This is a genomic window from Wolbachia endosymbiont of Rhagoletis indifferens, from assembly GCF_048537595.1.
GTDB lineage: Bacteria > Pseudomonadota > Alphaproteobacteria > Rickettsiales > Anaplasmataceae > Wolbachia.
In genome coordinates, this window is sequence record NZ_CP175923.1 from 1,175,600 (window position 1) to 1,201,366 (window position 25,767).

Sequence of the window (25,767 nt, forward strand, 5' to 3'; positions counted from 1 at the left end):
AAATCTAGACTGTAACTTTTGATTTAACCCAATTATACAATTTACTCATTTTACCATCCTGACCTAAAATACCAGAATTATTTTTATAAAAAGTGTCAACTATTAGCTTTATAGAACCTATAGCAGCAGAAAATACGGGATTTTTATCATACTCGCCATCAAGGCCACTAAGAGATTCAGGGCACCCAATTCGAACTTGTTTATTGAATATATAGCCTGCAATTTCCTTCATGCTTGTGAGTTGACTAGTTCCACCTGTGATCACTACTTTATTAATTGGATCTTTCTGCTCTTGAAATTGCTCTCTTACCATTTCAAGTATTTCTTCAACTCTTGGTCTTATGATGTTAATAAGCTCAGATTTGAATACTTGAGTAGGTTCATCATTTTCGTTGTTTTGCACTGTAATGTACTCATTCTCATCTATTGAAGTTACGATAGTGCTACCATACAGTATTTTTATATACTCTGCACGTTCTATGCTTGTGCATAGCCCGTAAGCAATATCTCGAGTGATATGAACACCACCAATTGGAACGCTGCTTGCATACACAAGTTTCCCTCTTTTGAAAATTCCAATTGCAGTGCATCCGCCTCCTATATCAACAATAGCAGTCCCGAGCTCTTTTTCATCTCCACTCAGACAGGCAAGACCTGCAGAATATGCAGAAGCAATACAACCTGCCATATTTAATCCACCATTATTGGTAATACAGTTTTCAATATTGGTAAGCGCTGGACGCGAAGCAGTGACAACATTAACATCAGCAGATAGTCTTTTTCCGTACAATCCACCAACCTCTTTTATGTCAGTCGTGTCATCTAAGTGATATTTCAGTGGTATATTGTGAATGATAACATTGTCTTCAATATATTTCTCAAATGTTTGAAAAACTACACGTCTTATATCACGCTCAGAAATCTCATGGTTAGCTGCAATAATTTCATTATGTACATTGAAAGATGAGATGCCACATCCAGCAATGTTCACATATATCTGGTCTATAGTTTCTTCTGATACTTGCTCAGCTAAACCTATAGTTGATGAGATGGAGTAATTTGCGTGTTTTACATTAGTTATCGACCCACCGTTTACACCTTCTGCAATCTTATAACCCGTTCCTGTTACTTTATAGCTGAAGTTGCCATTTATCTTAACAATTAGACAAATAATCTTTGTTGTACCTATGTCTAAAACAGCAAAAACGTTTCTCTTTGGTTTTGCTATTACTGCAGAGTACATTAGTTAACCTTATTACGCAATTTCATTTAAATTGTAGCTTTCTTTAATAATTTATATTTCTATTATAGATATAGCAACATTTTAATATACTAAATTCTGGACAAAAGGAAAAACAAAACATAGAATTATAATTTTTATGTCCATATTACCAATTGTAATTGCTCCTGATGAAAGACTAATCACACGTGCCAGTGAAGTAACAGATATAAACGATAAAATTAAAGAATTAGTAAATGACATGTTCGAAACTGTGTACGATGCAGAAGGTCTTGGCCTTGCTGCAGTGCAAGTTGGAGTGTTAAAGAGAATTTTTGTTATGGACATTCAGCTAGAAACAATTGAAAATGAGCCAGCAGGATATGAATCAATTGGCAAATTTTGCATGATTAATCCAGAAATTACGGAATTATCTGATGAACAAGTAATTCTCAAGGAAGGATGTCTTTCTATTCCAGAGCAAAGCTATGAAATTAAGCGTCCAAAGTATCTAACTGTGAAATATAAAGACTTAGATAATGAAGAACAAACACTAAAAGCTAGTGGTTGGCTTGCAAGGTGTATTCAGCATGAATTAGATCACTTAAATGGCATATTATATATTAGACATTTATCTAAATTAAAGTATGATATGGCCATGAAAAAAGCACAAAAGGTTAAAAAGCATTATGAGCAATGAAGACCTAGAATTATTAAAATTTTACCATGAAGTGGGCGTTGATTGCACACTAACAGAGGGTGAAGAGGAAAAAAAGTTGGAGAGCAAAGAGAGTGTGCAACCCTCTGTTATCCAAACTGGAACCCAGAAAAAAGATGCAGATACGCGCTGGAATGACACTAAAGATGGGAAAGACATGTTTCCAAGTGACTGGATAATTGAAGCAAGGAAACTTGCAAGTAAATGTGGTAGTGTGGATGAATTAAGAAGTGCAGTGAAGTCATTTGAAGGTTGTGAGATAAAAAAAACTGCAACTAATACTGTCTTTTCCGATGGTAATCCAAACGCAAAAATTATGCTCGTTGGTGAAGCTCCAGGAGCAAATGAAGACCTTCAAGGCATACCATTTTGTGGTGCAAGTGGAATGTTGCTCGATAAAATGTTAAATGCAATCAATCTTGATCGCACTAAGGTATACATAAGCAATACTGTATTTTGGCGCCCACCTGGCAATAGAAAGCCAACCGACCTAGAGCTTGATATGTGCAGACCATTTGTTGAGAAGCATGTTGCACTGGTTTCACCGCAAATTCTAATTTTGGTCGGGGGAATTGCGTGTTATAGCCTTCTTGACAGCACAAAAACTATATCGAATTTGCGTGGTAGATTTCATACGTACACTAACCAATATTTGTCCAATTCAATCACCACAGCCGCTATATTTCATCCAGCTTACCTACTTCGCCAACCGGCACAAAAACGTTTAGCCTGGGAGGATTTGAAGAAGATTAGGGAGTATCTTGATAACACCAATAACTGCACAAATACCTAATAAAGTGGTAGACCTCTTGCATAGTTTTTTGCAGCATGTTAACAATCGTTAGAAACGAAAAACCTACTTGACAAACTCCGCCAGCGCCCTTATCATGGTACTGAAGGTATTCAGTTATCTTCATCTGTGCAGATTAAACAGCAAAAAAACAACGTACTTGGCGTCTTATTTTTAATTTTTCGCACTATGTGCACCTTATGTCTTCACAATATTTCTGGGTTTTTACCCATATAAGCTGAAACGCGCTTATAAGTCGTTTAAGACAGTATAGTACGCCAATTTGCAGGATTAGGGAGTGAACACTAATTACCACGGGGTTTCTTTTGCCTTTTTTTCTGCTTAGTAAATTTCTTAAACATTTTAGCTAAAGTTAGTTGCACTTAAAAGCAGCTAAATTGCAGCGTTTAAGACTTAAAAAACGCCAAATACTGAAAATAGACAATGACTAGGGTTTCTTTTGCCTTTTTTTCGTTTGGTAAATTTCTTAATGTTTGTAGCTAAAAGAGCCCAAGAGAGGTGTCATTCCAGTGCCCCTGTGATGTCATTCCAGCGCGTGACGCTGGAATCCAAAAAAAAGGATGATGTCATCCCAGTGCTTGACACTGGGATGGCTTTGTTGCATAGCACCTTAAGCAGTGATGGTTTACGACAAATTTATGTAATGATTTCAAATTTAGCCATACCAATATCAGTGAATTTGTTGAGCAAATAGCACTTAATTAGTAATTCTTTTTCACGATTTACTTCAGATTTATTCCTAAAGCTAAATCCAAATACTTGCTTCAACCTTGAGAAAAATCCTTCTATGTAAGATCTCTTTCCATAAATTGCTTCCTTTTTCCACTCTTTTACACCATCTTGTCCATATAATTTTATTAACCTAATAGCAGCATTTCTGTCAGACATATAATCTATTTTTGAATGTTCTGCTGCATCCTTTTTTGGTAGAACTTTTGTCTTTATATCGTATTTCTTACACAATTTATAAAGTTTGTGCCTATCGTATGCCCTATCTGCATATAATGCTTTTATTTTGTGCTGAAAATTAACTTCTTCAAGCAAATCGCAAGCTCCATAGTGGTCAGAGTAGACGCCATTACTGTATCTTGCAGCTATAGCTTTTTTACTATTCACACTTAACATAACATGTAACTTTCTTACTTGCTCGTAGCTTCGGTACTTTCTATCTGCACTGTTTTCCTTACTGTGGCCAGGAGTGTTACTGTAAATGCTGATACTTGTGCTATCTATGATAATTTCAATATTTTCCATGTTGCTTTTATCAACCCTGCAATCATTTATCTTAATATTAAGTTTTTTAAACCTTCTTGATGCTTGTGAATAGCTGATAACTGCCAAATTTTTTCCTATTTGTTGCAGATATCCTTTTATAAACCCCACCGTTTGTCTTAAACCAATTCTAAAAAGATTGACAATTATATGCACCAAAATTACGACTTTATCACTGTAAATATAGTTGCCGCCCTGCATTTTTGGACTATTTTCATACCAATTTTCGATAGCTTCATCGATGTAACGAAAAATATTTCCCCTTTTTTCAAGGAATTTGTTATATTCGTTTTGGTTACTGACTTTCATTTTCTGTGGCATATTTTTTCTTCAACAGTTAAATGGTTATTTATAATGAATTTTGTCAGTAGCCACCAGATTTTTTCGGTTGCTATGCAACAAAGCCCACTGGGATCCAGAAAACTTAACTTTAAATAAGTGGCTGCATAATAAAGACTAGATTCCAGTGTCAAGCACTGGAATGACACCGAAGGGGCTACTCGGATGACACCGTCATAAAGGAACCAGTGTCAGCTACTTTCATGACACCATTCTTTTTTCTGGATCCAAGTAGTCAGGGCGCTGGGATGACACCCTTTCCCAATCTATCAAATTACAATGTTCGTGCAGTTATGGAATTGTGCAACAGGCACAATTTGACATAAAAAGCTTTGCTTTTTGAAATTTTGGGTTATACTTAACTTAAGATATTTCAGTAGGGGATTTATTGTGAATAGAAAGGAAGCTTTAAAAATATTAGGCTTTAATGAGGGCGATCACCCCAGTGAACGAGAAATTACAGTAGCATATAGAAAGTTAGCCCTTGAATATCATCCTGATAAACATTCAGGTGCGAGTAAGGATGTGCAAAAACAAAACGAGGAGAAATTTAAAGAATTAGGTGCTGCATATAATTTTCTTACCGGAAATGATGTAAAAGAAGCTACAACATTTAGTGGTGAAGATTTAGATAGAGTTAGTTCTACCGATGATTTATTAATTCTTTTGCACTTTGCTATTTTCAATAAGCAAAAGGATTTTTTAGAAAAGTTACTTTCTAGGTTTAAAAGTGGTGAAGGCGAAGAGTTTGGTGATTATATTAACGAAAAGAACTTTACAACATTTGATAATTCACCGTTATATATTGCTTGCCTTCTGGGTTACACTGATATTGTAACACTGCTTTTAAAACACAAAGCAAACCCTGACTTATCAAAGGATTATACACCATTACTTACTGCATGTTCGATGGGTCGTGCTGATGTTGTAGAAATACTTTTAAAATACAAGGCTAACCCTAATTTATCAAGCGGGCCAAACAATTTTCTACCATTGCTTACCGTTATTTTTTCGCATACGAATGATAGTAATAAAGAAAATTACATTAAGATTACAGAGCTATTGCTAAAATATGGTGCAGATCCCAATACATTAGTAGAAGACAGTATTAGAGTTATAGAGTGTACTGAAAGCAACATCTTGAAGCGTACATTTATGTTGCATGGCAATAATAAGATTAAAAAATTAATGGTGCAATATGGTGGCGTTGACCGTCATTACCTTTTTACTTACGGGTTATTTGCCACTTGTTTTACTTCATGCATGATAATCCACGTTTCGTCTATTTATAAACTAAGTAATTATGAAATACCTATTTGTATATTTGCTATATTATTCTGTACATATAGGGCCTTAGAGGCAGCATTTTTTGCAAAAACAAAAGAACCTTCTCCTGAATTTGCTGAAGTTATTACTGAAAAAGTAGTAAATAATGTTGGGCTAAATGCCGAGGACAATTCTAAAAGAATTGACAATGCATTAGCTTAATCACAACTGTACGAGAATTGTTATTTAAGAGCAATCTCTACCAAGAAGGGTGTCATGCCAGTGCCCAGACACTGGCATCCAGATTGTAAGCAAGCAAACTAGCATAGAAAGTAGCTAATCTTATTTAAAACACAACGTTTTCGATGAGATTGCAGAAAGGCTGGATTCCAGTGTCAAGCACTGGAATGACATCGCCTGCTACGCGGATTACCTACAAATCATGATGTTTGTGCAGTCGTGAGCTTAATTCGCGGGCATCAAAAAAGTTCTTTTTTAAAAAACTTAAGTTATACTTATAAGTATTTGATACTTTTTATAGTGATTATGTCGAATTTAAGCTGCCTTTATGGTGATAATGCAGAATTTGTGGAAGAAATGTATAGCCGTTATCTACAGGGCGATAAATCAATCGGGGAAGATTGGTATAGAATTTTTTCAAGCAATTTAGAAATTAACAAAGCGGAGCCCTGCAATGCAACTAAGGTGGATGATTCAGTTCCTAGTTTAGCAAATTTTTTCAGGTCTTACGGCCATTTTTTTGCAGACCTTAATCCGTTATCACCGAATGAAAGTCAAGAAATAGATTATCAAAAATACTCGAATCTTTCTCCTACGGATGATACTAGAATCTATAAAGATATTTACTGCAAGAATATTGGCTTTGAATTTATGCATATTTCCTCTTATGAGGAGAGAATGTGGCTGCAGGAAAAGATCGAAAATCAAACCTATACGCTGAGTTTACAAGATAAAAAGGAAATACTGAGGCACTTGATCGAATCTGAGATGTTCGAGCAATTTCTCCATATGAAATTTCCTGGATATAAACGTTTTTCCATCGAAGGTGGAGAGTCAGCTATTGTTGCTATTGAAAAAATTATTAGTGATTCTGCAGCTTTTAGTATTGAAGAAATAGTCCTTGGTATGGCTCACCGCGGACGACTCAATGTTCTAACCAAAGTTATGGGCAAAGAATACTCCGCAATGTTATCTGAATTTCAAGGCAATCTTGCATATCCGGGTGGTCTTGAGGTTTCTGGTGATGTTAAATATCACCTTGGTTACTCTTCTGATCGAACACTTGCTGGTGGTAAGAAAATACATTTAAGTTTATGCCCTAATCCATCTCACCTTGAAGCGGTAAATCCGGTTTTGGCTGGAAGAATAAGAGCAAAGCAAAATATGAGATCTGTGCTTGGCATATCAATTCATGGTGATGCGGCTTTCATTGGTCAAGGAGTGGTTGCTGAAACTCTAACCTTAAGCAATATTGAAGGCTATAAGGTGGATGGCATTGTGCACATTGTCATTAATAACCAAGTTGGTTTTACTGCTAACCCATGCTGCGCACGATCCTCTTTTTATTGCACTGACATAGCAAAATCAATAGAAGCCCCAGTGTTTCACGTTAATGGAGATAACCCGGAAGCTGTGAGTTTTGCTGCAAGTCTGGCGATGGAATATAGGCAGAAATTTAAAAAGGACGTAGTGGTTGACATAATATGCTACCGCAAATACGGCCATAATGAAGGAGATGAACCGAATTTCACTCAGCCACTTATGTATAAGCTGATATCAAAACATAAAACTCCTGGAACATTGTATGAAGAAAAATTGACTGCAGAGAAAGTATTAAGCGGTGATGAGGTAAATAAATTACGCAGTGAATTCAGGGCAAAATTAGATAAAAGTCTTGCTGAATCAGCGGCTTATACTCCAAAAAAAGCTGACTGGTTCGGTGGAGTGTGGTCAAAATTAAGAAGAGCAAAGCTGAACGATTTGAGCGAATACTACACGGATTCTGGTGTTCCGCCAGATGAGTTGAAAAAATTAGGTGTGCATATAAATAGCAACATCCCAAGTAGCTTTAACATTAACAATAAGGTTAGAAAAATACTTGATGGCAGAATAGACAGTATAAATTCCGGTAGTAATATAGACTGGGCAACTGCCGAAAGTCTTGCGTTTGCATCACTGCTCACAGAAGGAATAGAAGTGCGTTTATCAGGACAAGATTCTGGTCGTGGGACTTTCTCGCACCGTCATTCAAGGCTTGTTGATCAGGTAACAGAAGAAGCGTTTATTCCGCTAAACAATATAAATGAAAAGCAAGCTCACTTTGAGGTCATAGATAGCGCTTTATCAGAGTATGCTGTAATGGGCTTTGAATATGGATATAGTCTTGATTCTCCGTATTCACTGGTGCTCTGGGAAGGACAATTTGGTGATTTTGCAAATGGTGCACAAATTATGATCGACCAGTTTATCGCATCTGCAGAAACAAAGTGGTTGCGATCAAGCGGTCTAGTTTTGTTGCTGCCTCATGGTTATGAAGGGCAAGGACCTGAGCATAGCTCCGCACGTATAGAGAGATTTTTGCAACTCTGCGCAGAGGATAATATGCAGGTAGTTAATTGTTCCACTCCGGCAAATTACTTCCATGTCTTACGCAGACAAATGCATAGAGACTTTCGTAAGCCTCTGGTAGTGTTTACACCTAAATCGCTACTGCGTCATAGAAGAGCAGTTTCTAACCTATCTGACTTTGAAGGAACATTCCTCACGGTAATCCCAGAATATAGAACAGGTTTAGTTTCGAATGATAAAATACGTAAAGTTGTAATATGCAGTGGTAAAGTTTATTACGACATAATTGAAGTATGTGAGGTACAAAAGGTAAACGATATAGCAATAATACGTTTAGAACAATTCTATCCATTTCCTGCCGATAAACTAAGCAGTGAACTTGAAAAGTACAAAAACGCTGAAATTATATGGTGTCAAGAAGAACCAAAAAATATGGGAGGATGGTTTTTTGTCAACCCATTGATAGAAGAAGTGTTGTCCAATCTCAATATTCAAGCAAAAAGGCCTAAGTGCATTGCAAGACCTGCTGCTGCATCTCCTGCATGTGGCTATGCTAGTGTCCATGCTCAGCAACAGGAGGAAATTTTGAAGCAAGTTGTGCAGGGAATCTAGCACAATTGTACAAATATTGAGGTTTTTAAGCAAAAGTGGTGTCATCCCAGTGCCCTGACTACTTGGATTCAGGAACTTTATTAAGTTGGTAAGCATAAAAGTAGCCGTTTTATGTTAAAATACAACGTTTTGATGATTATGAAAAAGCTGGATTTCAGACTGGAATGACATCGTTTACTATGTGCCATATTGCAATGTTCGTACAGTAAGCCATAGGATGACAGAAGCGGAGCTATAGAAGCCGGTGTGGTTCTGTCGTATCCGTTCAGCCAATGGCGTCAACTTAAGAGTCTTCATTAGCAAACCCTCCTATGGATCTTCTGAAAAGTTTTTGAGTATATTGTATTTTTAATTTGTAAAATAAGATTTTTTCCTTTCTGCATGTCTCCTTATAGAAAGGACACATTTTAAACTTTTTTATAGAAACAACAGCGTTTTTTTTCACTCTTTGGATAATTTTATGATAAAAAATTTAGAGAGAAATTTTACACACTATCGCTTATATTTTTCCTTAAGTTGACGCCATTGGCTGAACGGATACCGTAACTTTTGGAAGGGATTTTGGCCATTGAGACGTGATTCAAAAATATTGACAACATTCTTTCCACGAACCTTTCCCCACGTTCTGACCAGGTGAAAAAGCTGTTTTTACGATAGCCGTCTAATTTGCCGTTCTGCAAGGTTGTTGATTGACTTCAGGCTTTCGTAAAAACTTCCACACCATATCCTCGGCCTTAACATCTTAGCAGCCATTCTCAAACCATTTACAAGCCTTGTCATTTCATGCCCCCCCTTTTTGCATTAGTTGTATAGCATCTTTTAATATTAACAAGGCCTATAATAGTGCAGCACTGCCTTACGTATTGCCAATCCGAATTCTACTTGCTGTAAAATAACACAATCTGCTACATCACTGCTAAGCTCAATCCCTCTGTTTATTGGCCCTGGGTGCATAACAATCGCATCTGGTTTTGCGTATGATAGCTTTTGTGAATCAAGTCCATACAAATGAAAATATTCTTTCTCTGAAGAACTATTATTCATGCGCTCTTTCTGCAGCCTCAAAAGCATAATTACGTCAGCATCCTTTATACCTTCAATTAATGAATAATGGACTGAATCTACTTCAGGAAAATGCTTACAAATCAAAGTTGGTGGTGCGACCAAGCATATTTTTGCTCCAAACATTTTTAGCAATCTTATATTTGATCTTGCAACTCTACTGTGCAGAATATCTCCACATATCACAACTTTGAGGTCCTTTATTTGCTTTTTATGATTGATGATTACAAGATAATCTGCAAGAGCTTGAGTTGGGTGTTCACTGCTTCCATCGCCTGCGTTGATTAGCGAGCAGCTAACATTCTTAGCCAGCATATTAACAGTACCGCTATTTTTTTGCCTGATTATCATGTAATCAGGATTCATTGCATTTAATGTTTTGATCATGTCTTTTAGATCTTCTCCCTTGTTAATAGAAGAAGATCTTATTGGCAAAGTTACAACATTTGCTCCAAGGCTTCTTGCTGCTATTTCAAAAGACGCAAGTGTACGCGTTGAATCTTCAAAAAATAAATTTATTACTGTCTTATTTTCCAAGATATGACTATTTGCAGCTTCTTTTTTAAGGTACTGGTTGGCCAACTTAGTTATATTTTCTACATCATCGACTGTAAGGTCTGAGATGTTTAACAAATTCCTTCTCTTGTTCATAATTTCCTTTTCAACTACTTGAACCTATTCTACTTTCTTACTATCGTTTTTCAATAGACCTCTTGTGCAGCAATTGTTTTGGTGAAAGAACGGGAAAAGATAGTAAAGTCAAAGTTGAGTTGGAGAAAAGTTCAGCGAGTCAAGAGCAAAGTACTGCAAAAGGTTAGCATAAATCTTTCATCCCAGTGTTTGGTGGCACTGGGAATTACTTCCACTTACACTCATCCGCTATCATAACAGCCTCAAAAAGATGCTTCTCAAGTTCACTTAGAGGCAAATCACTTTGTGAATAATTTCCCCAAGATTTTAGTATATCGGAAGTTTCAACGCCTTCAATAATAGGATATTCTTGGTTTTTTTTAGCGTATAACTCTTGAGCCTGCTTGCTTACTAAAAATTCCAATAAGACTATAGCATTTTCCCTGTTTTTTGCGTTTTTTGTTACTGCGGCACCACTGATGTTTACCATTACACCGTGATCGTTGCGATTAGGAAAAAAAGCCCCTAGCTTGTCTGCAACATTCTTTTTATTTTCTGATGAAAGAATTCTCGCAAAGTAGTAGCTGTTTACTATTGCAACATCTCCCTCACCAGCTGCTACGGCGTAAATTTGGTCAGTATCACCACCACTTGGTTTTCTTGCCATATTGCTCACAATTCCGCTTACCCATTCTTTCGTCTTTTCAAAACCATTATTTGCAATCATAAAAGCAATTAACGATCTGTTATATGGACTTGTAGAAGAACGCACTAATATTTTTCCTTTCCATTTTTCATTTGCTAAATCTTCATAAGTACTTAAGTCCTTAGGGTCTACTGACTCTTTATTGTAAACCAATATCCTAGTTCTTTTTGTAAGACCAAACCAATAATCTTCACTGTCTCTAAATCTTGCAGGTATAACACTTTTTAAAACCTCTGAATCCACTTGAGATAAAAGCCCTCTTTTTTTTGCTAGAATTAAGTTGACTGCATCAGCAGTTAAAAATAAGTCAGCTTCACCCCCGTTTTCTATTCGTGAAAGTAGCTGAGAATAATCATCAATGATGTAACGTACTTTAATGCCTGTATTTTTCGTGAATTCATCAAACAAAGTACGTACTAATTCCTCTTTACGTGATGAATAAACATTTACCACTTGTGAGTCATTAGTTCCGTCGTTTCTGTATAAATAAGTAATGACTATTAATACAACTGCTATTAAGGATGTGAATATAAAGGCTTTTTTCATATTGGATAAAAAATAACTTCTTTCAGTTGAAGATACTCAAATAACGCAACCTTAGCAAGTGTAAAATTCGTTAGATAAGTCATGAGAGCTACAAAAACTTCCTTGACAAACTCCGCCAGCCCCCTTATCATGGAACTGAAGCTATTTATTTATCTTCTCTGTACAGATTAAATGACAAAAAAACTCAACGTATTTGGCGTCTCATGTTTAATTTTTTGCACTATGTGCACCTTATGTCTTTATCAAATTTCTAGGTTTTTACCTACACAAGCTGAAATACGCTTATAAAGCATTTAAAACATCAAAAAACGCCAACTTAAAAAATGGATAGTGAATAACTAGCTACCCTAGGGTTTCTTTTGCCTTTTTTTCTGTTTAGTAAATTTCTTAACGTTTATAATTTAGATTAGTTGCGGTTTAAAAGCAGCTGAATCGCGGTTATTAAGCGTTTAGAATAAAAAAACGCCATACTTGAAAGTATAATGTAAGTAATTAGCCAACCACGGGGTTTCTTTTGCCTTTTTTTTATTTGGTAAATTTCTTAATATTTATAGCTAACATGAACAAACATTTGAGAGTAACTTCCGCTAGTAGGGTGTCATCCCAGTGCTTGACATTGGGATCCAGCCTTCCTGCAATCTCATCGAAAACGTTGTAACCACTTTCTATGCTAGTTTGCTTGTGAGCAACCTGGATTCCAGTGGGCTTTGTTGCATAGCACCTTAAGCAGTGATGGTTTACGACAAATTTATGTAATGATTTCAAATTTAGCCATACCAATATCAGTGAATTTGTTGAGCAAATAGCACTTAATTAGTAATTCTTTTTCACGATTTACTTCAGATTTATTCCTAAAGCTAAATCCAAATACTTGCTTCAACCTTGAGAAAAATCCTTCTATGTAAGATCTCTTTCCATAAATTGCTTCCTTTTTCCACTCTTTTACACCATCTTGTCCATATAATTTTATTAACCTAATAGCAGCATTTCTGTCAGACATATAATCTATTTTTGAATGTTCTGCTGCATCCTTTTTTGGTAGAACTTTTGTCTTTATATCGTATTTCTTACACAATTTATAAAGTTTGTGCCTATCGTATGCCCTATCTGCATATAATGCTTTTATTTTGTGCTGAAAATTAACTTCTTCAAGCAAATCGCAAGCTCCATAGTGGTCAGAGTAGACGCCATTACTGTATCTTGCAGCTATAGCTTTTTTACTATTCACACTTAACATAACATGTAACTTTCTTACTTGCTCGTAGCTTCGGTACTTTCTATCTGCACTGTTTTCCTTACTGTGGCCAGGAGTGTTACTGTAAATGCTGATACTTGTGCTATCTATGATAATTTCAATATTTTCCATGTTGCTTTTATCAACCCTGCAATCATTTATCTTAATATTAAGTTTTTTAAACCTTCTTGATGCTTGTGAATAGCTGATAACTGCCAAATTTTTTCCTATTTGTTGCAGATATCCTTTTATAAACCCCACCGTTTGTCTTAAACCAATTCTAAAAAGATTGACAATTATATGCACCAAAATTACGACTTTATCACTGTAAATATAGTTGCCGCCCTGCATTTTTGGACTATTTTCATACCAATTTTCGATAGCTTCATCGATGTAACGAAAAATATTTCCCCTTTTTTCAAGGAATTTGTTATATTCGTTTTGGTTACTGACTTTCATTTTCTGTGGCATATTTTTTCTTCAACAGTTAAATGGTTATTTATAATGAATTTTGTCAGTAGCCACCAGATTTTTTCGGTTGCTATGCAACAAAGCCATTCCAGTGTCAAGCACTGGAATGACACCCACTGGTGAGTCAAGCCAAAAACGTTTGTACAGCTATGTGTCAAGGCACTGGGATGACACCCTGACAACCGTCATCCCGCTGCTTGTTAGCGGCTAAGAGATACCGCGGCGGTATGACGGTTCGCCGCGGCATGACAATAAGCTCGTCATCCCGCTGCTTGTTAGCGGGATCTATGCTAAAAGATACCGCGAATGAATCGCGGTATGACGGTCTGCGGCAGTATGACGGTTCGCGGCGGCATGATGATAAGCTCGTCATCCCGCTACGTGTTAGCGGGATCTGCTGAGATACCGCGGTGGTATGACGTAGAAGCTATACTTTTATACTCACCAACTCAGCTGGATTCCAGCGTCAAGCACTGGAATAATATCGTTTACTATGTCTATATTACAATGTTTGTGCAGTTGTGTATCAACTACTTTTGTGGCACCGTTTGTTATTCAATCTTTATGCTAGTTTTACTAAAAATTATAGTATTTTAGATATAATTACAATATCTAAGTTTAAGGTATAGGGATGAACCCTACAATCAAGAGAATTTTCAATATTTTTCTTATAGTATTATTTATTTCTTTTTCTCATGTTGGGAGTGCTGCTGCTGACACTAATGCTGACACAACTGCTCAAGTAATATGTAATATTATTGGCTACGTTTGGGGAATAGGCGGACCGCTTATGACCGTAGTGATAATAGGTGCAGCTTTGCTTGCGATATTTGGTAGAATGCCATGGCCAGCTCTTTTTGCGCTAGGTGTATTTTGTGCTGTATTTTTCGGTGCTAAAGCTATTGTCACGAAAGTAATGGCTAGTATAAACACTACAGATGCTTCTTTTATGGAACGATGTGGAATAGGAGATATTACAAAAAAGAACTAATAGGGTTATTTTTTTCTAAAACAGACCTGATACACGGCTTCAACTATATCTTCCACTTGCGGTAATGCTTTTTTTTCCAGATTTGCAGCGTAAGGTAAGGGGATGTCCTTGCCAGTTACGCGCATAACTGGAGCATCAAGGTAGTCAAATCCTTGTTCCATGACAACGGCTGACAGCTCTGCTCCTATTCCTGCAAATGGCCATCCTTCTTCTACACTAACTAACCTATTAGTCTTCTGAATAGAGTTAATAACAGTTTGAGTGTCAAGTGGTCTTAAGGTTCTGAGGTCAATAACTTCAGCTTCTATGCCCTCATCAGAAAGTAAATCTGCTGCATTTAAGGCATCCATTAATTTTAATGAGAAAGCAGTGATAGTTACATCCTTTCCCTCTCGTATAACAGCAGCTTTGCCTATCTCAAGTAGATAATCTTTATTTGACAGCTCAGAGTCAGAAACTTCATGTTCATGTCCGTAAGCTATTTCGTTTTCTAGAAATATTACCGGATTAGGGTCACGAATTGCAGCTTTAAGCAGACCTCTGCAATCGGAGGCAAAATAGGGTGCTATTACTTTTAACCCCGGTATATGCGAATACCAAGATGCAAAGCATTGAGAGTGTTGTGCAGCAACTCTTGCTGCAGCGCCATTTGGTCCACGAAATACTACAGGGCATCCAAGTTGTCCGCCTGACATATAATTTGTTTTTGCTGCGGAATTCACAATTTGGTCAATAGCCTGCATAGAAAAATTAAAAGTCATAAACTCGACTATTGGCTTTAATCCAGCAAATGCCGCTCCAACAGCAAGGCCAGCAAATCCATGTTCGGTAATAGGAGTATCAACTACTCTGTTTTCTCCAAACTCTTTCAGTAATCCTTTCGTTACTTTATAAGCACCATCATACTCTGCAACTTCTTCACCCATGATAAGCACATCAGGGTCGTTTTGCATCTCTTCTCTGATTGCTGTGCATAAAGCTTCTCTTACACTTAAGGTTGCCATTTATAAACTTTTGTAGACTTTAACTAAAGTAACTATATCAGAATTACTAGGAAGCGTACAAATTAAGTTTTACAAACATTATGTTGCTTGAATATCTACTTCTTTTAATTCAGTGATGGGTAAGGTCAGTGCTTCATTCTATAACGCAAAACCCATACTCACCAAACCCAATGCATTACTTGCAATTAAGTTTTCTAGATTCCAGTGTCAAGCACACAGCTGTACGAACATTTGTTTGCAAAGGCAGTATGTTAAGTGTTATAGCCGATTTTGCCTCAAACACAAAGGTGTCATCCCAGTGCCCTACTGCTAGATCTGTTCGAACTTTTCTTTATAATAGTTTTAATATAATACAAAACCAGCCATTTTAGCCCACTTTTACCACATTTAGATATGAACTTGTATCTTGAACTGAAAAAACAAACTGATTTCCTTTTATTCTCTCCATAGTTTCTTTATAATGGGAAAAATAAATTTCCTTATCCTTAAGCTTTTCATTGCTTGTATGCACCCTTGGCTTCTTTCCATCTACTACAGCTTTGATTCAGATGCCTTACCCTCTATACAATAGCTTGTTTCAATAAGTCTCTTATTAAGCCTTATATCCCCCAAGTTAACGTGTTTTAACTCTCTTTCCAGCCATTTATCCCCTAAGCCATCAGTATATTGCACATTTGTACTTACTTCATTCATTTTGGTCCCAATTTTATTTAATATCTATCTTACTCACTTCTTATATTTGTGGGTAAAAGTGAGCTGGTGAATATGCTGGAAGGTACAACAAATGACAGCCAAAAGACTCTATTAATGACTTTGTTTTAGGAGTCTTATGAAATGTAGCATTATCCATAACTATCACGCTTTAACTGTGGCAGTAATATCTCACGCATTAAATACTTCTTTCTCCCGTGAAAGTTATTGGTGCAATGAACTTCTCATCCGCCTATTATACTTACTCTCTCTCGCTTTTTTCCAGAGCATATATTTTTTCTCCTTTTGGAGCTCGTCCATATTCTCGGTATAATCTATTATCAACTCCTGCTTCATCTATATATAAAATGCTAGAGTGGTCTATTTTTGAGATTTTATCGGTAAAGCGCTGCCTATCTTCTTGACTACGTTCTGTGACTTTTTTTTAAGGTTATTTTTAGCTGTTTTAACCTATACCAAATTGAATTTATTCCAAATCCTAGATTTTGTTTCATTTCTGCTAGCTGGGTGTTTTTTGACATATTCTTTGAGTACTTCTGGATCTATTTTTCGAATAAAACTTCCATTCTTTCCTGCCTCCAGGCTTTCACCGTTTCCTTTCTTTTTCAGCCATCTGTACAAGGTTGCAATTCCTATTTCTAGAAGATCTGCTACTTCAGATTTTGACTTCCATCTTTCCACCAAAGAGATAGCTTTCTCCCTTAAGTCTACACTGTATGCCATTACTTACCTCATATTTCATTAATTCCATATTATACCTTTATCATTTGTTTTGGGAAATACTATAGTAGCGGAATGACGAATTTGTTGCTTATCGGATTGTAGGTAAACTTTTGGCTATAGGTTCCAGCATCACGCGCTGAAATGACAGGATTTCGAAGTAAATCTAATCTATTTTCTCTTGATGAATAAACCTGAGTGAAGTATAGTAGCAATGCGTTTATATAGATTCTAATGAATAGTTTAGTTTTGGTTTATACAACTTTTTCAAATTTTAAAGAAGCTAAAACTGTTTCTGAAGAATTGTTAAACGAGAAATTAATTGTATGTGTCAATATATTTCCCGAAGTGAATTCTCTGTATTTATGGGAAGGTAAAATTAGTAATAGTTGTGAAGTAGTAGCAATTATGAAGAGCAAAAATGATCAAGTTGATAAAATTGTAGAAAAAATCGAAGCAATGCATTCTTATGATCAGCCAGCTATTGCTGTGATGTCCATAGAAAAAGCAAATAAATCTTTTACTAATTGGGCTAATAGTGTTATTGATGTAAGTAGTATTGGGGTGTAGCCAAGTGGTAAGGCAGCGGTTTTTGATACCGCCACGCGAAGGTTCGAATCCTTCCACCCCAGCCATGTTGAAGTGGGTGTAAAATGATATCACTTTTCTATAGATTAAGATTATTAAATTATATATTAGGTAGTCTAAAAGATATAACTGTGAAACTGTTTCTCTTCACAATGTATCTTTATATATCCAGCATTATGCTCATGTTTCTCAGCAATGGTTTTTGGTATGCTGTAGAATTTGGCTCTTTCAAAAATGCGTTTTACCGTTTGTTTCAATATTGCAAGTGGTATTATGAAAATAGGGAAGATCTCGGTTACGGAATTTCTATTCGAATATTAGTGGCGTTTCTTACTCCGCATTTTCTCTATAAGTTGTTCCTTAGCACAGGCTGGAAGTCCTTTTTAAAGGAAAAGATAGTGCAGATACTCAAGTTCATAATCACAAGAAGAAAAAAGGGTAGTGAGTTCAGTAACAGTAGTAAACCAAGTAGCAGTAGTTATAGTGATAAGAATAATTACAGCAATAACAGTGGTAACAATGAGCGTCAAGCTCAAGATGCAAAGCGGAAAGTAAACATGATAAAGCAGCTATTAGTCAAAGATATAGAGAAAACTATAGATAGGAGATTGCATGATATTTTTTTCGGTAAAAGGAGTAAACCTCATTGAGTATATAAAAAGGCTTTATCTAGTAAGGCTTTTTAAGATTGGCTGTATTTTGTTTTTTACGTATACCGGATCACAATCAGCCAATATACATGTGTGCACAAAATCTTGACTAAAGTCTGACAACCAAGAAATTGCTTTACGTTTTTCCACCAAGCTTTCTGTTTTTTTACAGTTACTTGCTGCATCAGTCATTGCCTGTGCTATCACTGATTTCCACAGTATACAGTACCGTTGTATATCATCTGACGTACTGTTTGCTTCGTAATGGTGAAAAAATTCTTTGAAATTGAAGTTGTTTGACATGATGATACCTCTTTGGATTGAAATTTGAAATGATTTGAGTTTATGTCGCCACAGCAGATCCCGCTAACAAGTAGCGGAATGACGAGTTACTATACCGCCGCGAACCGTCATACCGCCGCGGCGCTAACACGTAGCAGAATGACGAGGTTATCGTCATACCACCACGAACCGTCATACCGCCGCGGTATCTCGGCCGCTAACAAGTAGCGGGATGACGGTTGTCGTTTAGCCATAAATGTTTAAGGAATTTACCAAATGAAAAAAAAGGCAAAAGAAACCCTGGTCATTGTCTATTTTCAGTATTGGCGTTTTTTAAGCCTTAAACGCTGCAATTTAGCTGCTTTTAAGTGCAACTAACCTTAGCTAAAATGTTTAAGAAATTTACTAAGCAGAAAAAAAGGCAAAGAAACCCCGTGGTAATTAGTGTTCACTCTCTAATCCTGCAAATTGGCGTACTATACTGTCTTAAACGACTTATAAGCGCGTTTCAGCTTATATAGGTAAAAACCTAGAAATATTGTGAAGACATAAGGTGCACATAGTGCAAAAAATTAAAAATAAGACGCCAACTACGTTGTTTTCTTGCTGTTTAATCTGCACAGATGAAGATAACTGAATACCTTCAGTCTCATGATAAGGGGGCTGGCGAAGGGTGTCAAGTAAGTTTTTTCGTTTCTATTTCCAATAAAAGTTTGTATGCAATAACACAGAAGCATATGCTGCTATTCCTTCATTTCTTCCAATAGAACCTAATTTTTCTGCAGTGGTTGCTTTGATATTTACAAATTCATCATCAATTTCTAATGCTTTTGATATGAATTTCTTCATTTCTACTTTGTAAGGCGATATTTTAGGCTCCTCACAAACTATAGTAATATCTAAATTAGACACGCTGTACCCTTTTTCCTTTGCTTTTTTAGCAGCAAAGTCAAGAAAGTGAGATGAATTGCAATCTTTCCATTCAGAGGAACTAGGAGGGAAATGTTCTCCTATGTCGCCACATCCCAGTGCTCCGAGTATTGCATCAACGATTGCATGTATTGCAACATCACCATCGGAATGTGCTTCTATTGCCATGTTGTGCTCAATTTTCACACCGCAAATTTTTATAAAGCTCTCAGCACCATTTTGAACTTTAATGAACTTATGTATATCATAACCAGTTCCGACACGAAATTTTGGCTCTTCAAAAAGAAGCTTTGCCATATTGATATCCTCTTTTGTGGTTAACTTAAAATTGCTTTTCTCACCTTTAATAATCGCAATATGTTTTTTGTGCTCTACCATTAGTGATGAATCGTCAGTAAATTCTTTGTCTGATTGATGGCACGATAATAATTCTTTGAAATTAAAAATTTGAGGAGTTTGTATGGCTCTGAGTTTTCCTCTTGAAATCGTAGATTCAACGAAATTATTACCCACCAATGACATAGTATCTTCAACTTCTATTGCTGGAACTACTCCTGTATATTGATCATTAATTATGAATTGAGCCAAGTTATCTATCAGAACATTTGACACAAAAGGCCTACAAGCATCGTGTATAACTACAAAATCTGGGTTAACTTTTTGTAAGCTTTCAAGCCCTAGTTTAACTGAATTTTGCCTGTTTTCTCCTCCATATATTGGACTTAGTAATTTAGTATCTACACCTCCTGTCATCCAAGTAGCTTGACTACTTGGATCCATACTTTCTTTTTTTCTAGATTCCAGCGTCACGCGCTGGAAGGAGTGTACTGCTGATTTTTCACTTAAATAATGGTTGGATAAGAGATCCATTGCTTCCCTATAAAAACTTTCATGGTCTCTATTAATTGCTATTCTTATGTAATCTATATATTGGTTAGCCAGAAATCTTTTAATTGTATGAAATAAAACAGATTTACCTGCAAGTTCTGTATACTGCTTAGGAATTGTGTTACTGCATCTACTGCCTACTCCCGCTGCAACTATTAATGCTGCTATTTTGTATTTCTTAAGTCTGTTAGTGTGCATATTTATCATTTTCAGCGTAAGTGTATAGTAACAGGTTATTTACATTTTTAAAAAAAGAGTGTATTATATTAATTAAGATATAATACGATGCTAGAATGCACATTACTAAGTGTAATAAAGAAAATGAGATACACCTTATATTCTTTCATGGAATAGGGGATAACTATAAAAGTGCTCACAATTATGTACAAGGTTTAAATGGATCAAATAATAGCCATGCACATAAATATCCAAGAGCATTTCAGAACTACATAACTTATGCTGCAGTTAGCTTTTTATTCCTCGTGGCATCTGTATCAGCGCCCATTGCAATATTACTACTTATAAGCCCCATAACAGCTGGAGTAGTTGGTTTAGCAAGCTTAGCTGCTCTAACTTGCATTTTTTTATCCGTAATGCTTATTATTATTCCCTTTATAAATAGAGATCAAAGTTTGCTTAAGCCCTCGATAGAAGAAATCAATGAATTAATGGACAAGGGTGTGAAACCTGAAAACATTATACTTTTTGGCCATTCCTTTGGAGGAGCAGTTGCATCGGCAGTTTTGAAGCACTTTGCAGACAAAAACGTTAAACTTGGAGGTGTTATTTTTACTAGCACTTTCAGCTCTTTTCATACAGCAATAGGGCATTTTCCGATCCCTCAAGCAAAAATTTTAAGTATGTTGCCCTCATCCATTTTAAAAAAATTGCTAAAGGCTTTAGATCTAGATTTTGATCTAGTGAACGATATACGAAAGTTGCGAGATGAGGGAAAATTGAATATGCCAATAATAGTTATTAATAACAAAGGAGATCACTTAATACCACAACCTGCACAATTGGCGCACGCAATAGAAAATGATAAATTGATCAAGACTGTTAATTCGAAAAGGTGTGAAGATGATCCACATAACGGAGTTTTATCTAGTTGGGAATTGGATGAAAATTTGACTGATCTAATACTTAATAAAATTGATAAAACAATGAATAGATAGTATTTACAATAAACTGTATATTTTTCAGTAAATTGACTATGCTAAAAGCATGCAAAAACGTCATATAACTATTTGTTTTATACTGCTTTTTATAATAGGGATGTTATTCCTGATGCGTCCTATGATTTTTCCATGTTTAATATCTATTATTATTGCATATTTGTTTAATCCGCTAGTAGTCAAGTTTGAAAAGTATAGAATACCGCGTTCATGTTCTGTAATTTTTATAATACTTGTTTTATTAATAGCTTTTATACTAGTCATAACATTTGTTTTACCTATTATATATGTTCAAATTACTTCAATATTAAATTTCTTAGTGAGTAAAGTGCCTTCATTAAAGCTTAAAGTAATCCCCTCTGTATTAGAATTTCTTAATATAAAAATCGAGGATAGCTTATTTGATCACTTATCTAAAAATCTAGCAGAAAATTACAGCGACTATGTATCTTATTTCATGAATGCTCTTGATATTGCTAGTAACTTTATAATCCAAGTGTTAAGTTCAAGCTTTAACATGGTATCATTAATGGTGATTACTCCTGTAGTGTTTTTCTATATATTACGTGATTGGCCTTTAATTATAGAAAAAGCTAATAAATTAATTCCTATTCTTTATAGAGAAAAAGTTGCAAATTATTTTTCCAAAGTGGATTTCATTATATCTAATTATCTAAAGGGGCAGGTAAATGTATGTATTGTCATGATGGTCTTTTACTCTGTGAGCCTGAGCATAATCGGATTGGAACACTCTATTGTTATTGGAATTTTATCAGGAATGTTAACGTTCATACCTTACGTAGGGCCATTATTATATACCATTATTGGGTTTTTGAGCGCTATCACTCAATTTAGTGGATGGTTTGAAAGTGCTGCCGTTTTGCTATTATTTGGTGTTGGACAATTAATAGATTCAAACATATTAGTTCCTTTATTAATAGGAAAAAAAGTTCATATACATCCAACTGTAATTATTCTGGGAATTACTATATGCGCTTCATATTTTGGATTTATAGGTATATTACTTTTTATTCCAATAATAGCAATGTTCAATGTATCAGTAGAATATGCAATCAATAAATATTTTAAAAGTGAGCTTTATAAAAACGGCTAACAGACCTTTTGCATAATCAATTTATGGTAAGAGGAGAAATGAGCCCAGAATACCTGAGATATTTGAGGAGCGTAAGTAAATTTCTGCGCAAAAATTACTACCAGAAAGAGGTTACGTAAGAGGTTTAACGTGCAATTAAATTTATTTAACAACAATCAAGCTGATTATAGTCGGCAAAATTACATCATCTTAGATGAAAATAAGCACGTATATAATTCGGTAGTTAATGATTTATCTTGGAAATGTCTGATTCTTTTTGGACCTAAAAGCTCCGGTAAAACTCATCTTGCTCATATTTGGCAGTCAATAAACGATGCAATTTTTATCAATGTGAATAACTTTGTAAGCGAGATTAGGTATAGCGATGCTTTTATTTTAGAAGACGTACAAAACATTAAAGATGAAGCAATGTTATTACATTGTTACAATTACATGAAAGAAAGTGACAAGAGGCTGCTAATCACTTCTTCAATTTCACCAAAAAAGCTTAACTTCAAACTAAGAGATTTAAGCTCTCGAATATTGTCAACTATCAGCGTAAAAATTTTGCCTGCAAGCGAGGAATTATTAAGAATTATGCTAATAAAACGATTTTCAGATAAACAGTTAAAAATTGATTTAAAAGTGATTAATTATATTTTAGCAAGAATAGAACGTTCTTTCTATAGCATTGATAAAATTATAGAGAAGATAGATAATGAATCTATAGGGTCAAATGTGACCGTTCCTTTTATTAGCACTTTATTAAAAAAAGATGCCATTTGATTTCTTCCTTTGTAAAGTACTCATTGTATATATTAAAAATTTATTAACACCCATAACACTAACGTAATTGAAATCTCTATCTGTCCATGTTAGAATTATAATAAATGTAGATAGATACAGCTAAGAAGTATTCTATATTTATAGTAGAGCTCACTTTATAAGGTGTTTTTTATAGATTTAACGTTATAATTTAACTATGATAAGAGTAAGATTAAATTTAAGAAAAAGGTTAAAGCAAAAGTTTGTGATGTTCACTCTATTGATAAATGCTTTATTTGTCTCATATTTTCTCATAAGAAACACAGGGAACACTTCTAATCAAATTATAGCCAAAGAAATAAATATAGGAGCTGATAATGAAAAATAAACAGTCGCAAAATAAAAAAGAAAATCTTTACATAACATATTACATAGATGCTTTGGCTTCAGAGAGGTCCGCTACACAAAATACTCTGGAAAGTTATCGTTCGGATTTACACCAGTTTGAAGAATTTTTATTAGAAAGCAGCACTACCTTGGTTGGTGTAAACAAAACCAATATTAAAGATTATGTGAAATCTCTATGTACACAAAAAAAATATAAAAGTAGCTCTATATCAAGAAAAATATCCGCTATGAAAAATTTCTACAAGTGTCTATTTAATGACGGAATAATAGATTTTAATCCAGCGCCGGCTAATGATGCTGAATTAAAGAATCCAAAAGTTTCTCGTCCTTTGCCTAAGTATTTAAGTGTCGAAGAAATATTTTTGCTAATGGACACAGTGAGAAAATCAGCAAGCGAATCGAATAAAGAGATAAGCAGTAAAAGGCTATGTGCGATTTTAGATATCCTTTACTCTTCTGGAATGCGTGTTTCTGAACTAATTAATATGAAGTTATATGAAGTGTCACATTTAATAAACAGTAATAACAAAGAATGCTATATAATAATAAAAGGAAAAAGTGGTAGAGAGAGGCAAATTCTTTTTAATGAACAAGCATTGCAGAGCCTTAGAAATTATTTATCAGTTCGTGACAATCTGATCCCTAACGGAAAGGAATCCGATTGGCTATTCCCAGGTGATAAACCTAATAAACCAATTACAAGGCAGAGGGTCGGTCAATTAATGAAGGAGTTAGCAAGAAAATGCAATATTGATGAAAATAAGATCTCTCCACACGTGATTAGGCATTCTTTTGCTACCCATCTACTGGATAGCGGAGCAAATATTGTGTTGATACAGAAAGTTCTTGGCCATACTAACCTTTCTACAACACAAATATATACTCATATTGCTAACGAAAAGTTAAAGGACAAATTAGCTGATTCGCATCCTATTACTCAGATGATCAATAATTAAACTTATTGCTTTTAATTTGTAGTAAAGTTAAATTTAAATAAATTTATGTGAGTTTGTGATTTCAAGTTTATTGTTTAACTTCTTCCTTATATTATGGGAAGTATTCTATACTTTAATTACTCTCCCTGTAATTTTCTTTCCTGAGTGTGTAATAACCATTTTCCTCGTCTGCTCGGTGAGAGTTGTATTGTTCATGCTGCGTTTATTATGTGGCATTAAATATGAAGTGAGGGGAATGGAAAACATTCCTAAGCAACCTTTTATAATTGCATCCAAACACCAATCTCCATTTGAAACATTTATTTTTATACTACTATTTAGAAAAGCGGTTTTTATTTTAAAACGTGAATTGAAATGGGTTCCATTCATTGGTTTGCACCTCATAGCGCTGAAAATGATTTTTATTAACCGTTCAGATGGTATCAGTTCTATACGCCATATAATCAAACTAGCAAAAATGCGTATAAAAGAAAATAGAAGCATAATAATATTTCCTGAAGGTACAAGAACGACTATAAACCAAAATATAAAATATCAACCAGGTATTGCTGCTTTATATAGCGTATTATCTGTTCCTGTGTTACCGGTTGCTTTAAACACTGGTTTGTTTTGGCCAAAAAGCATACTTTCTCTGAGAAAGAATCCCGGAAAGGCAGTAATAGAAATATTGCCCCCAATATATCCTGGGTTAAACAAAAATGAATTCTTGCAAAGTTTAGAAAAAATTATTGAAGAGAGAAGCGGTAGATTAACCACAGAAAAAACTGATATTGCAAATTAATAAAAAAATTTTATAATTAAAAGAAAAGTACAGTATTTTAGGTATTAATATATGGCAAATCATAAGAGTGCTAAAAAAATGATAAAGGTAATAGCAAAGCGCACTTTAATAAATAAGATGCGGAAAAGTAAAACTCGCACCTCTATTAGAAAATTGGTTGATATAATCAAGTCTGGCGACAAAGAAAATGTTGTTCTGGCATTTCGGAATGCTGAATCTAATTTACACAAGTGTGTAAATAAAGGTGTTATTCATAGGAATACTGCTGCGCGTAAAATAAGTCGCTTAAATGCAAAAGTAAAAGCATTGATGACCGCTTAATACGGTTAATGTAAAGTTAACTGTATTAA

Annotated in this window: 34 protein-coding genes and 1 tRNA gene; 19 read left to right on the forward strand and 16 right to left on the reverse strand. The window is 35.1% G+C overall.

Going from position 1 to position 25,767, the window contains the following annotated elements; all coding sequences use genetic code 11:
- Positions 1-4 precede the first annotated feature (4 nt).
- Positions 5-1,243 (reverse strand): cell division protein FtsA, encoded by a 1,239-nt coding sequence (gene ftsA / locus ACJZL1_RS06175; protein WP_419247188.1) that lies wholly within the window; start codon positions 1,241-1,243, stop codon positions 5-7.
- Positions 1,244-1,379: 136 nt separating this feature from the next.
- On the opposite strand from ftsA, the gene def reads away from it, so the two are divergent.
- The 3 genes from def to ACJZL1_RS06190 all read left to right on the forward strand — a co-directional run bounded on the left by def (position 1,380) and on the right by ACJZL1_RS06190 (position 3,442).
- The gene (gene def, locus ACJZL1_RS06180; protein ID WP_419247189.1) at positions 1,380-1,919 is read left to right on the forward strand and encodes a peptide deformylase; all 540 of its coding nucleotides are present in this window, start codon (positions 1,380-1,382) and stop codon (positions 1,917-1,919) included.
- On the forward strand, positions 1,909-2,730 hold the full coding sequence (locus ACJZL1_RS06185) for a uracil-DNA glycosylase (protein WP_419247190.1): 822 nt from the start codon (positions 1,909-1,911) through the stop codon (positions 2,728-2,730). Before def ends, ACJZL1_RS06185 begins: the two co-directional genes overlap by 11 nt.
- A 487-nt stretch (positions 2,731-3,217) precedes the next feature.
- Complete coding sequence (locus ACJZL1_RS06190; RefSeq protein WP_419247191.1) at positions 3,218-3,442, forward strand: hypothetical protein; 225 nt, start codon at positions 3,218-3,220, stop codon at positions 3,440-3,442.
- Here ACJZL1_RS06190 and ACJZL1_RS06195 read toward each other — a convergent pair.
- Entirely contained in the window at positions 3,385-4,341 is a 957-nt protein-coding gene (locus ACJZL1_RS06195) for an IS5 family transposase (protein ID WP_264735368.1), read from the reverse strand. The genes ACJZL1_RS06190 and ACJZL1_RS06195 overlap by 58 nt on opposite strands.
- Positions 4,326-4,508, reverse strand: a complete 183-nt coding sequence (locus ACJZL1_RS06200; RefSeq protein WP_419247192.1) for a hypothetical protein — start codon at positions 4,506-4,508, stop codon at positions 4,326-4,328. The genes ACJZL1_RS06195 and ACJZL1_RS06200 overlap by 16 nt, the downstream gene beginning before the upstream one ends.
- A gap of 39 nt (positions 4,509-4,547) precedes the next feature.
- On the opposite strand from ACJZL1_RS06200, the gene ACJZL1_RS06205 reads away from it, so the two are divergent.
- The 3 genes from ACJZL1_RS06205 (at position 4,548) to ACJZL1_RS06215 (ending at position 8,826) form a co-directional block, all read left to right on the forward strand.
- Entirely contained in the window at positions 4,548-4,685 is a 138-nt protein-coding gene (locus tag ACJZL1_RS06205; protein ID WP_419247193.1) for a hypothetical protein, read from the forward strand.
- Between the two features lie 64 nt (positions 4,686-4,749).
- Positions 4,750-5,847: an ankyrin repeat domain-containing protein gene (locus ACJZL1_RS06210; protein ID WP_419247194.1), complete on the forward strand. Its 1,098-nt coding sequence runs from the start codon at positions 4,750-4,752 to the stop codon at positions 5,845-5,847.
- A gap of 324 nt (positions 5,848-6,171) precedes the next feature.
- The gene (locus ACJZL1_RS06215; protein ID WP_419247195.1) at positions 6,172-8,826 is read left to right on the forward strand and encodes a 2-oxoglutarate dehydrogenase E1 component; all 2,655 of its coding nucleotides are present in this window, start codon (positions 6,172-6,174) and stop codon (positions 8,824-8,826) included.
- A gap of 648 nt (positions 8,827-9,474) precedes the next feature.
- Here ACJZL1_RS06215 and ACJZL1_RS06220 read toward each other — a convergent pair.
- The 6 genes from ACJZL1_RS06220 to ACJZL1_RS06245 form a co-directional block, all read right to left on the reverse strand.
- Positions 9,475-9,606, reverse strand: a complete 132-nt coding sequence (locus tag ACJZL1_RS06220) for a hypothetical protein (protein WP_265026067.1) — start codon at positions 9,604-9,606, stop codon at positions 9,475-9,477.
- Positions 9,607-9,651: 45 nt separating this feature from the next.
- Positions 9,652-10,539: an aspartate carbamoyltransferase catalytic subunit gene (locus tag ACJZL1_RS06225; protein WP_265026066.1), complete on the reverse strand. Its 888-nt coding sequence runs from the start codon at positions 10,537-10,539 to the stop codon at positions 9,652-9,654.
- A gap of 205 nt (positions 10,540-10,744) precedes the next feature.
- Positions 10,745-11,770: an extracellular solute-binding protein gene (locus tag ACJZL1_RS06230; RefSeq protein ID WP_265026065.1), complete on the reverse strand. Its 1,026-nt coding sequence runs from the start codon at positions 11,768-11,770 to the stop codon at positions 10,745-10,747.
- A gap of 525 nt (positions 11,771-12,295) precedes the next feature.
- On the reverse strand, positions 12,296-12,535 hold the full coding sequence (locus ACJZL1_RS06235; RefSeq protein WP_419247196.1) for a hypothetical protein: 240 nt from the start codon (positions 12,533-12,535) through the stop codon (positions 12,296-12,298).
- Positions 12,519-13,475: an IS5 family transposase gene (locus tag ACJZL1_RS06240; protein ID WP_264735368.1), complete on the reverse strand. Its 957-nt coding sequence runs from the start codon at positions 13,473-13,475 to the stop codon at positions 12,519-12,521. Before ACJZL1_RS06240 ends, ACJZL1_RS06235 begins: the two co-directional genes overlap by 17 nt.
- On the reverse strand, positions 13,460-13,657 hold the full coding sequence (locus ACJZL1_RS06245; protein ID WP_419247197.1) for a hypothetical protein: 198 nt from the start codon (positions 13,655-13,657) through the stop codon (positions 13,460-13,462). Before ACJZL1_RS06245 ends, ACJZL1_RS06240 begins: the two co-directional genes overlap by 16 nt.
- Positions 13,658-13,672: 15 nt before the next feature.
- Here ACJZL1_RS06245 and ACJZL1_RS06250 point away from each other — a divergent pair, with 15 nt between their 5' ends.
- From ACJZL1_RS06250 to ACJZL1_RS06260, 3 genes are read left to right on the forward strand one after another with little or no spacing between them, the layout of a single operon-like run.
- On the forward strand, positions 13,673-13,876 hold the full coding sequence (locus ACJZL1_RS06250; protein WP_419247198.1) for a hypothetical protein: 204 nt from the start codon (positions 13,673-13,675) through the stop codon (positions 13,874-13,876).
- Entirely contained in the window at positions 13,812-14,072 is a 261-nt protein-coding gene (locus tag ACJZL1_RS06255; RefSeq protein WP_419247199.1) for a hypothetical protein, read from the forward strand. The genes ACJZL1_RS06250 and ACJZL1_RS06255 overlap by 65 nt, the downstream gene beginning before the upstream one ends.
- A 34-nt stretch (positions 14,073-14,106) precedes the next feature.
- Positions 14,107-14,466: a TrbC/VirB2 family protein gene (locus ACJZL1_RS06260; RefSeq protein ID WP_265034666.1), complete on the forward strand. Its 360-nt coding sequence runs from the start codon at positions 14,107-14,109 to the stop codon at positions 14,464-14,466.
- Positions 14,467-14,471: 5 nt separating this feature from the next.
- Here the strand turns inward: ACJZL1_RS06260 and ACJZL1_RS06265 are convergent, their stop codons facing one another.
- Positions 14,472-15,470, reverse strand: a complete 999-nt coding sequence (locus ACJZL1_RS06265) for a pyruvate dehydrogenase complex E1 component subunit beta (protein ID WP_419247200.1) — start codon at positions 15,468-15,470, stop codon at positions 14,472-14,474.
- A 128-nt stretch (positions 15,471-15,598) separates the two neighbouring features.
- Here ACJZL1_RS06265 and ACJZL1_RS06270 point away from each other — a divergent pair, with 128 nt between their 5' ends.
- Positions 15,599-15,841: a hypothetical protein gene (locus tag ACJZL1_RS06270; RefSeq protein WP_419247201.1), complete on the forward strand. Its 243-nt coding sequence runs from the start codon at positions 15,599-15,601 to the stop codon at positions 15,839-15,841.
- Between the two features lie 160 nt (positions 15,842-16,001).
- Here the strand turns inward: ACJZL1_RS06270 and ACJZL1_RS06275 are convergent, their stop codons facing one another.
- From ACJZL1_RS06275 to ACJZL1_RS06285, 3 genes are all read right to left on the reverse strand, one after another.
- On the reverse strand, positions 16,002-16,163 hold the full coding sequence (locus tag ACJZL1_RS06275; RefSeq protein ID WP_341818659.1) for a transposase DNA-binding-containing protein: 162 nt from the start codon (positions 16,161-16,163) through the stop codon (positions 16,002-16,004).
- Between the two features lie 40 nt (positions 16,164-16,203).
- Positions 16,204-16,320: a transposase gene (locus ACJZL1_RS06280; protein ID WP_265034670.1), complete on the reverse strand. Its 117-nt coding sequence runs from the start codon at positions 16,318-16,320 to the stop codon at positions 16,204-16,206.
- 311 nt (positions 16,321-16,631) lie between these two features.
- A complete protein-coding gene (locus ACJZL1_RS06285; RefSeq protein WP_419247202.1) occupies positions 16,632-16,904 on the reverse strand; it encodes an IS630 transposase-related protein in 273 nt (90 codons plus the stop codon).
- A 231-nt stretch (positions 16,905-17,135) separates the two neighbouring features.
- Between ACJZL1_RS06285 and cutA the strand changes: the two genes are divergently transcribed.
- The 3 genes from cutA (at position 17,136) to ACJZL1_RS06300 (ending at position 18,139) form a co-directional block, all read left to right on the forward strand.
- Positions 17,136-17,471, forward strand: coding sequence for a divalent-cation tolerance protein CutA (cutA, locus tag ACJZL1_RS06290; protein ID WP_419247203.1), 336 nt, complete (start codon positions 17,136-17,138; stop codon positions 17,469-17,471).
- Positions 17,462-17,536: transfer RNA gene (locus ACJZL1_RS06295), tRNA-Gln, on the forward strand. The genes cutA and ACJZL1_RS06295 overlap by 10 nt, the downstream gene beginning before the upstream one ends.
- Before the next feature lie 18 nt (positions 17,537-17,554).
- On the forward strand, positions 17,555-18,139 hold the full coding sequence (locus ACJZL1_RS06300) for a hypothetical protein (RefSeq protein ID WP_419247204.1): 585 nt from the start codon (positions 17,555-17,557) through the stop codon (positions 18,137-18,139).
- Between the two features lie 15 nt (positions 18,140-18,154).
- Here the strand turns inward: ACJZL1_RS06300 and ACJZL1_RS06305 are convergent, their stop codons facing one another.
- The 3 genes from ACJZL1_RS06305 to ispF all read right to left on the reverse strand — a co-directional run bounded on the left by ACJZL1_RS06305 (position 18,155) and on the right by ispF (position 20,446).
- The gene (locus tag ACJZL1_RS06305) at positions 18,155-18,442 is read right to left on the reverse strand and encodes a hypothetical protein (protein WP_265025998.1); all 288 of its coding nucleotides are present in this window, start codon (positions 18,440-18,442) and stop codon (positions 18,155-18,157) included.
- Between the two features lie 40 nt (positions 18,443-18,482).
- A complete protein-coding gene (locus ACJZL1_RS06310) occupies positions 18,483-18,617 on the reverse strand; it encodes a hypothetical protein (RefSeq protein WP_419247205.1) in 135 nt (44 codons plus the stop codon).
- Between the two features lie 500 nt (positions 18,618-19,117).
- Entirely contained in the window at positions 19,118-20,446 is a 1,329-nt protein-coding gene (gene ispF, locus ACJZL1_RS06315; RefSeq protein ID WP_419247206.1) for a 2-C-methyl-D-erythritol 2,4-cyclodiphosphate synthase, read from the reverse strand.
- A gap of 86 nt (positions 20,447-20,532) precedes the next feature.
- Here ispF and ACJZL1_RS06320 point away from each other — a divergent pair, with 86 nt between their 5' ends.
- The 6 genes from ACJZL1_RS06320 to rpsT all read left to right on the forward strand — a co-directional run bounded on the left by ACJZL1_RS06320 (position 20,533) and on the right by rpsT (position 25,738).
- The gene (locus tag ACJZL1_RS06320) at positions 20,533-21,414 is read left to right on the forward strand and encodes an alpha/beta hydrolase family protein (RefSeq protein WP_419247207.1); all 882 of its coding nucleotides are present in this window, start codon (positions 20,533-20,535) and stop codon (positions 21,412-21,414) included.
- Positions 21,415-21,463: 49 nt separating this feature from the next.
- On the forward strand, positions 21,464-22,528 hold the full coding sequence (locus ACJZL1_RS06325; protein ID WP_419247208.1) for an AI-2E family transporter: 1,065 nt from the start codon (positions 21,464-21,466) through the stop codon (positions 22,526-22,528).
- Between the two features lie 129 nt (positions 22,529-22,657).
- Positions 22,658-23,293, forward strand: coding sequence for a DnaA ATPase domain-containing protein (locus ACJZL1_RS06330; RefSeq protein WP_265026005.1), 636 nt, complete (start codon positions 22,658-22,660; stop codon positions 23,291-23,293).
- A gap of 356 nt (positions 23,294-23,649) precedes the next feature.
- A complete protein-coding gene (locus tag ACJZL1_RS06335) occupies positions 23,650-24,636 on the forward strand; it encodes a tyrosine recombinase (RefSeq protein ID WP_265026006.1) in 987 nt (328 codons plus the stop codon).
- A 193-nt stretch (positions 24,637-24,829) separates the two neighbouring features.
- On the forward strand, positions 24,830-25,417 hold the full coding sequence (locus tag ACJZL1_RS06340; RefSeq protein WP_419247530.1) for a lysophospholipid acyltransferase family protein: 588 nt from the start codon (positions 24,830-24,832) through the stop codon (positions 25,415-25,417).
- A gap of 51 nt (positions 25,418-25,468) precedes the next feature.
- A complete protein-coding gene (rpsT, locus tag ACJZL1_RS06345; protein ID WP_012673338.1) occupies positions 25,469-25,738 on the forward strand; it encodes a 30S ribosomal protein S20 in 270 nt (89 codons plus the stop codon).
- Positions 25,739-25,767 lie beyond the last annotated feature (29 nt).

Excerpts from the sequence above, each read along its gene's own strand:
- ftsA (WP_419247188.1), bottom strand. The coding sequence starts at position 1,243 with ATGTACTCTGCAGTAATAGCAAAACCAAAGAGAAACGTTTTTGCTGTT.
- def (WP_419247189.1), top strand. The coding sequence starts at position 1,380 with ATGTCCATATTACCAATTGTAATTGCTCCTGATGAAAGACTAATCACA.
- ACJZL1_RS06185 (WP_419247190.1), top strand. The coding sequence starts at position 1,909 with ATGAGCAATGAAGACCTAGAATTATTAAAATTTTACCATGAAGTGGGC.
- ACJZL1_RS06190 (WP_419247191.1), top strand. The coding sequence starts at position 3,218 with ATGTTTGTAGCTAAAAGAGCCCAAGAGAGGTGTCATTCCAGTGCCCCT.
- ACJZL1_RS06195 (WP_264735368.1), bottom strand. The coding sequence starts at position 4,341 with ATGCCACAGAAAATGAAAGTCAGTAACCAAAACGAATATAACAAATTC.
- ACJZL1_RS06215 (WP_419247195.1), top strand. The coding sequence starts at position 6,172 with ATGTCGAATTTAAGCTGCCTTTATGGTGATAATGCAGAATTTGTGGAA.
- ACJZL1_RS06220 (WP_265026067.1), bottom strand. The coding sequence starts at position 9,606 with ATGACAAGGCTTGTAAATGGTTTGAGAATGGCTGCTAAGATGTTAAGG.
- ACJZL1_RS06225 (WP_265026066.1), bottom strand. The coding sequence starts at position 10,539 with ATGAACAAGAGAAGGAATTTGTTAAACATCTCAGACCTTACAGTCGAT.
- ACJZL1_RS06230 (WP_265026065.1), bottom strand. The coding sequence starts at position 11,770 with ATGAAAAAAGCCTTTATATTCACATCCTTAATAGCAGTTGTATTAATA.
- ACJZL1_RS06240 (WP_264735368.1), bottom strand. The coding sequence starts at position 13,475 with ATGCCACAGAAAATGAAAGTCAGTAACCAAAACGAATATAACAAATTC.
- ACJZL1_RS06255 (WP_419247199.1), top strand. The coding sequence starts at position 13,812 with ATGACGGTTCGCGGCGGCATGATGATAAGCTCGTCATCCCGCTACGTG.
- ACJZL1_RS06260 (WP_265034666.1), top strand. The coding sequence starts at position 14,107 with ATGAACCCTACAATCAAGAGAATTTTCAATATTTTTCTTATAGTATTA.
- ACJZL1_RS06265 (WP_419247200.1), bottom strand. The coding sequence starts at position 15,470 with ATGGCAACCTTAAGTGTAAGAGAAGCTTTATGCACAGCAATCAGAGAA.
- ACJZL1_RS06275 (WP_341818659.1), bottom strand. The coding sequence starts at position 16,163 with ATGAATGAAGTAAGTACAAATGTGCAATATACTGATGGCTTAGGGGAT.
- ACJZL1_RS06280 (WP_265034670.1), bottom strand. The coding sequence starts at position 16,320 with ATGGATAATGCTACATTTCATAAGACTCCTAAAACAAAGTCATTAATA.
- ACJZL1_RS06285 (WP_419247202.1), bottom strand. The coding sequence starts at position 16,904 with ATGGCATACAGTGTAGACTTAAGGGAGAAAGCTATCTCTTTGGTGGAA.
- cutA (WP_419247203.1), top strand. The coding sequence starts at position 17,136 with ATGAATAGTTTAGTTTTGGTTTATACAACTTTTTCAAATTTTAAAGAA.
- ACJZL1_RS06300 (WP_419247204.1), top strand. The coding sequence starts at position 17,555 with ATGATATCACTTTTCTATAGATTAAGATTATTAAATTATATATTAGGT.
- ACJZL1_RS06305 (WP_265025998.1), bottom strand. The coding sequence starts at position 18,442 with ATGTCAAACAACTTCAATTTCAAAGAATTTTTTCACCATTACGAAGCA.
- ACJZL1_RS06310 (WP_419247205.1), bottom strand. The coding sequence starts at position 18,617 with ATGACGGTTCGTGGTGGTATGACGATAACCTCGTCATTCTGCTACGTG.
- ispF (WP_419247206.1), bottom strand. The coding sequence starts at position 20,446 with ATGATAAATATGCACACTAACAGACTTAAGAAATACAAAATAGCAGCA.
- ACJZL1_RS06320 (WP_419247207.1), top strand. The coding sequence starts at position 20,533 with ATGCACATTACTAAGTGTAATAAAGAAAATGAGATACACCTTATATTC.
- ACJZL1_RS06325 (WP_419247208.1), top strand. The coding sequence starts at position 21,464 with ATGCAAAAACGTCATATAACTATTTGTTTTATACTGCTTTTTATAATA.
- ACJZL1_RS06335 (WP_265026006.1), top strand. The coding sequence starts at position 23,650 with ATGAAAAATAAACAGTCGCAAAATAAAAAAGAAAATCTTTACATAACA.
- ACJZL1_RS06340 (WP_419247530.1), top strand. The coding sequence starts at position 24,830 with ATGCTGCGTTTATTATGTGGCATTAAATATGAAGTGAGGGGAATGGAA.
- rpsT (WP_012673338.1), top strand. The coding sequence starts at position 25,469 with ATGGCAAATCATAAGAGTGCTAAAAAAATGATAAAGGTAATAGCAAAG.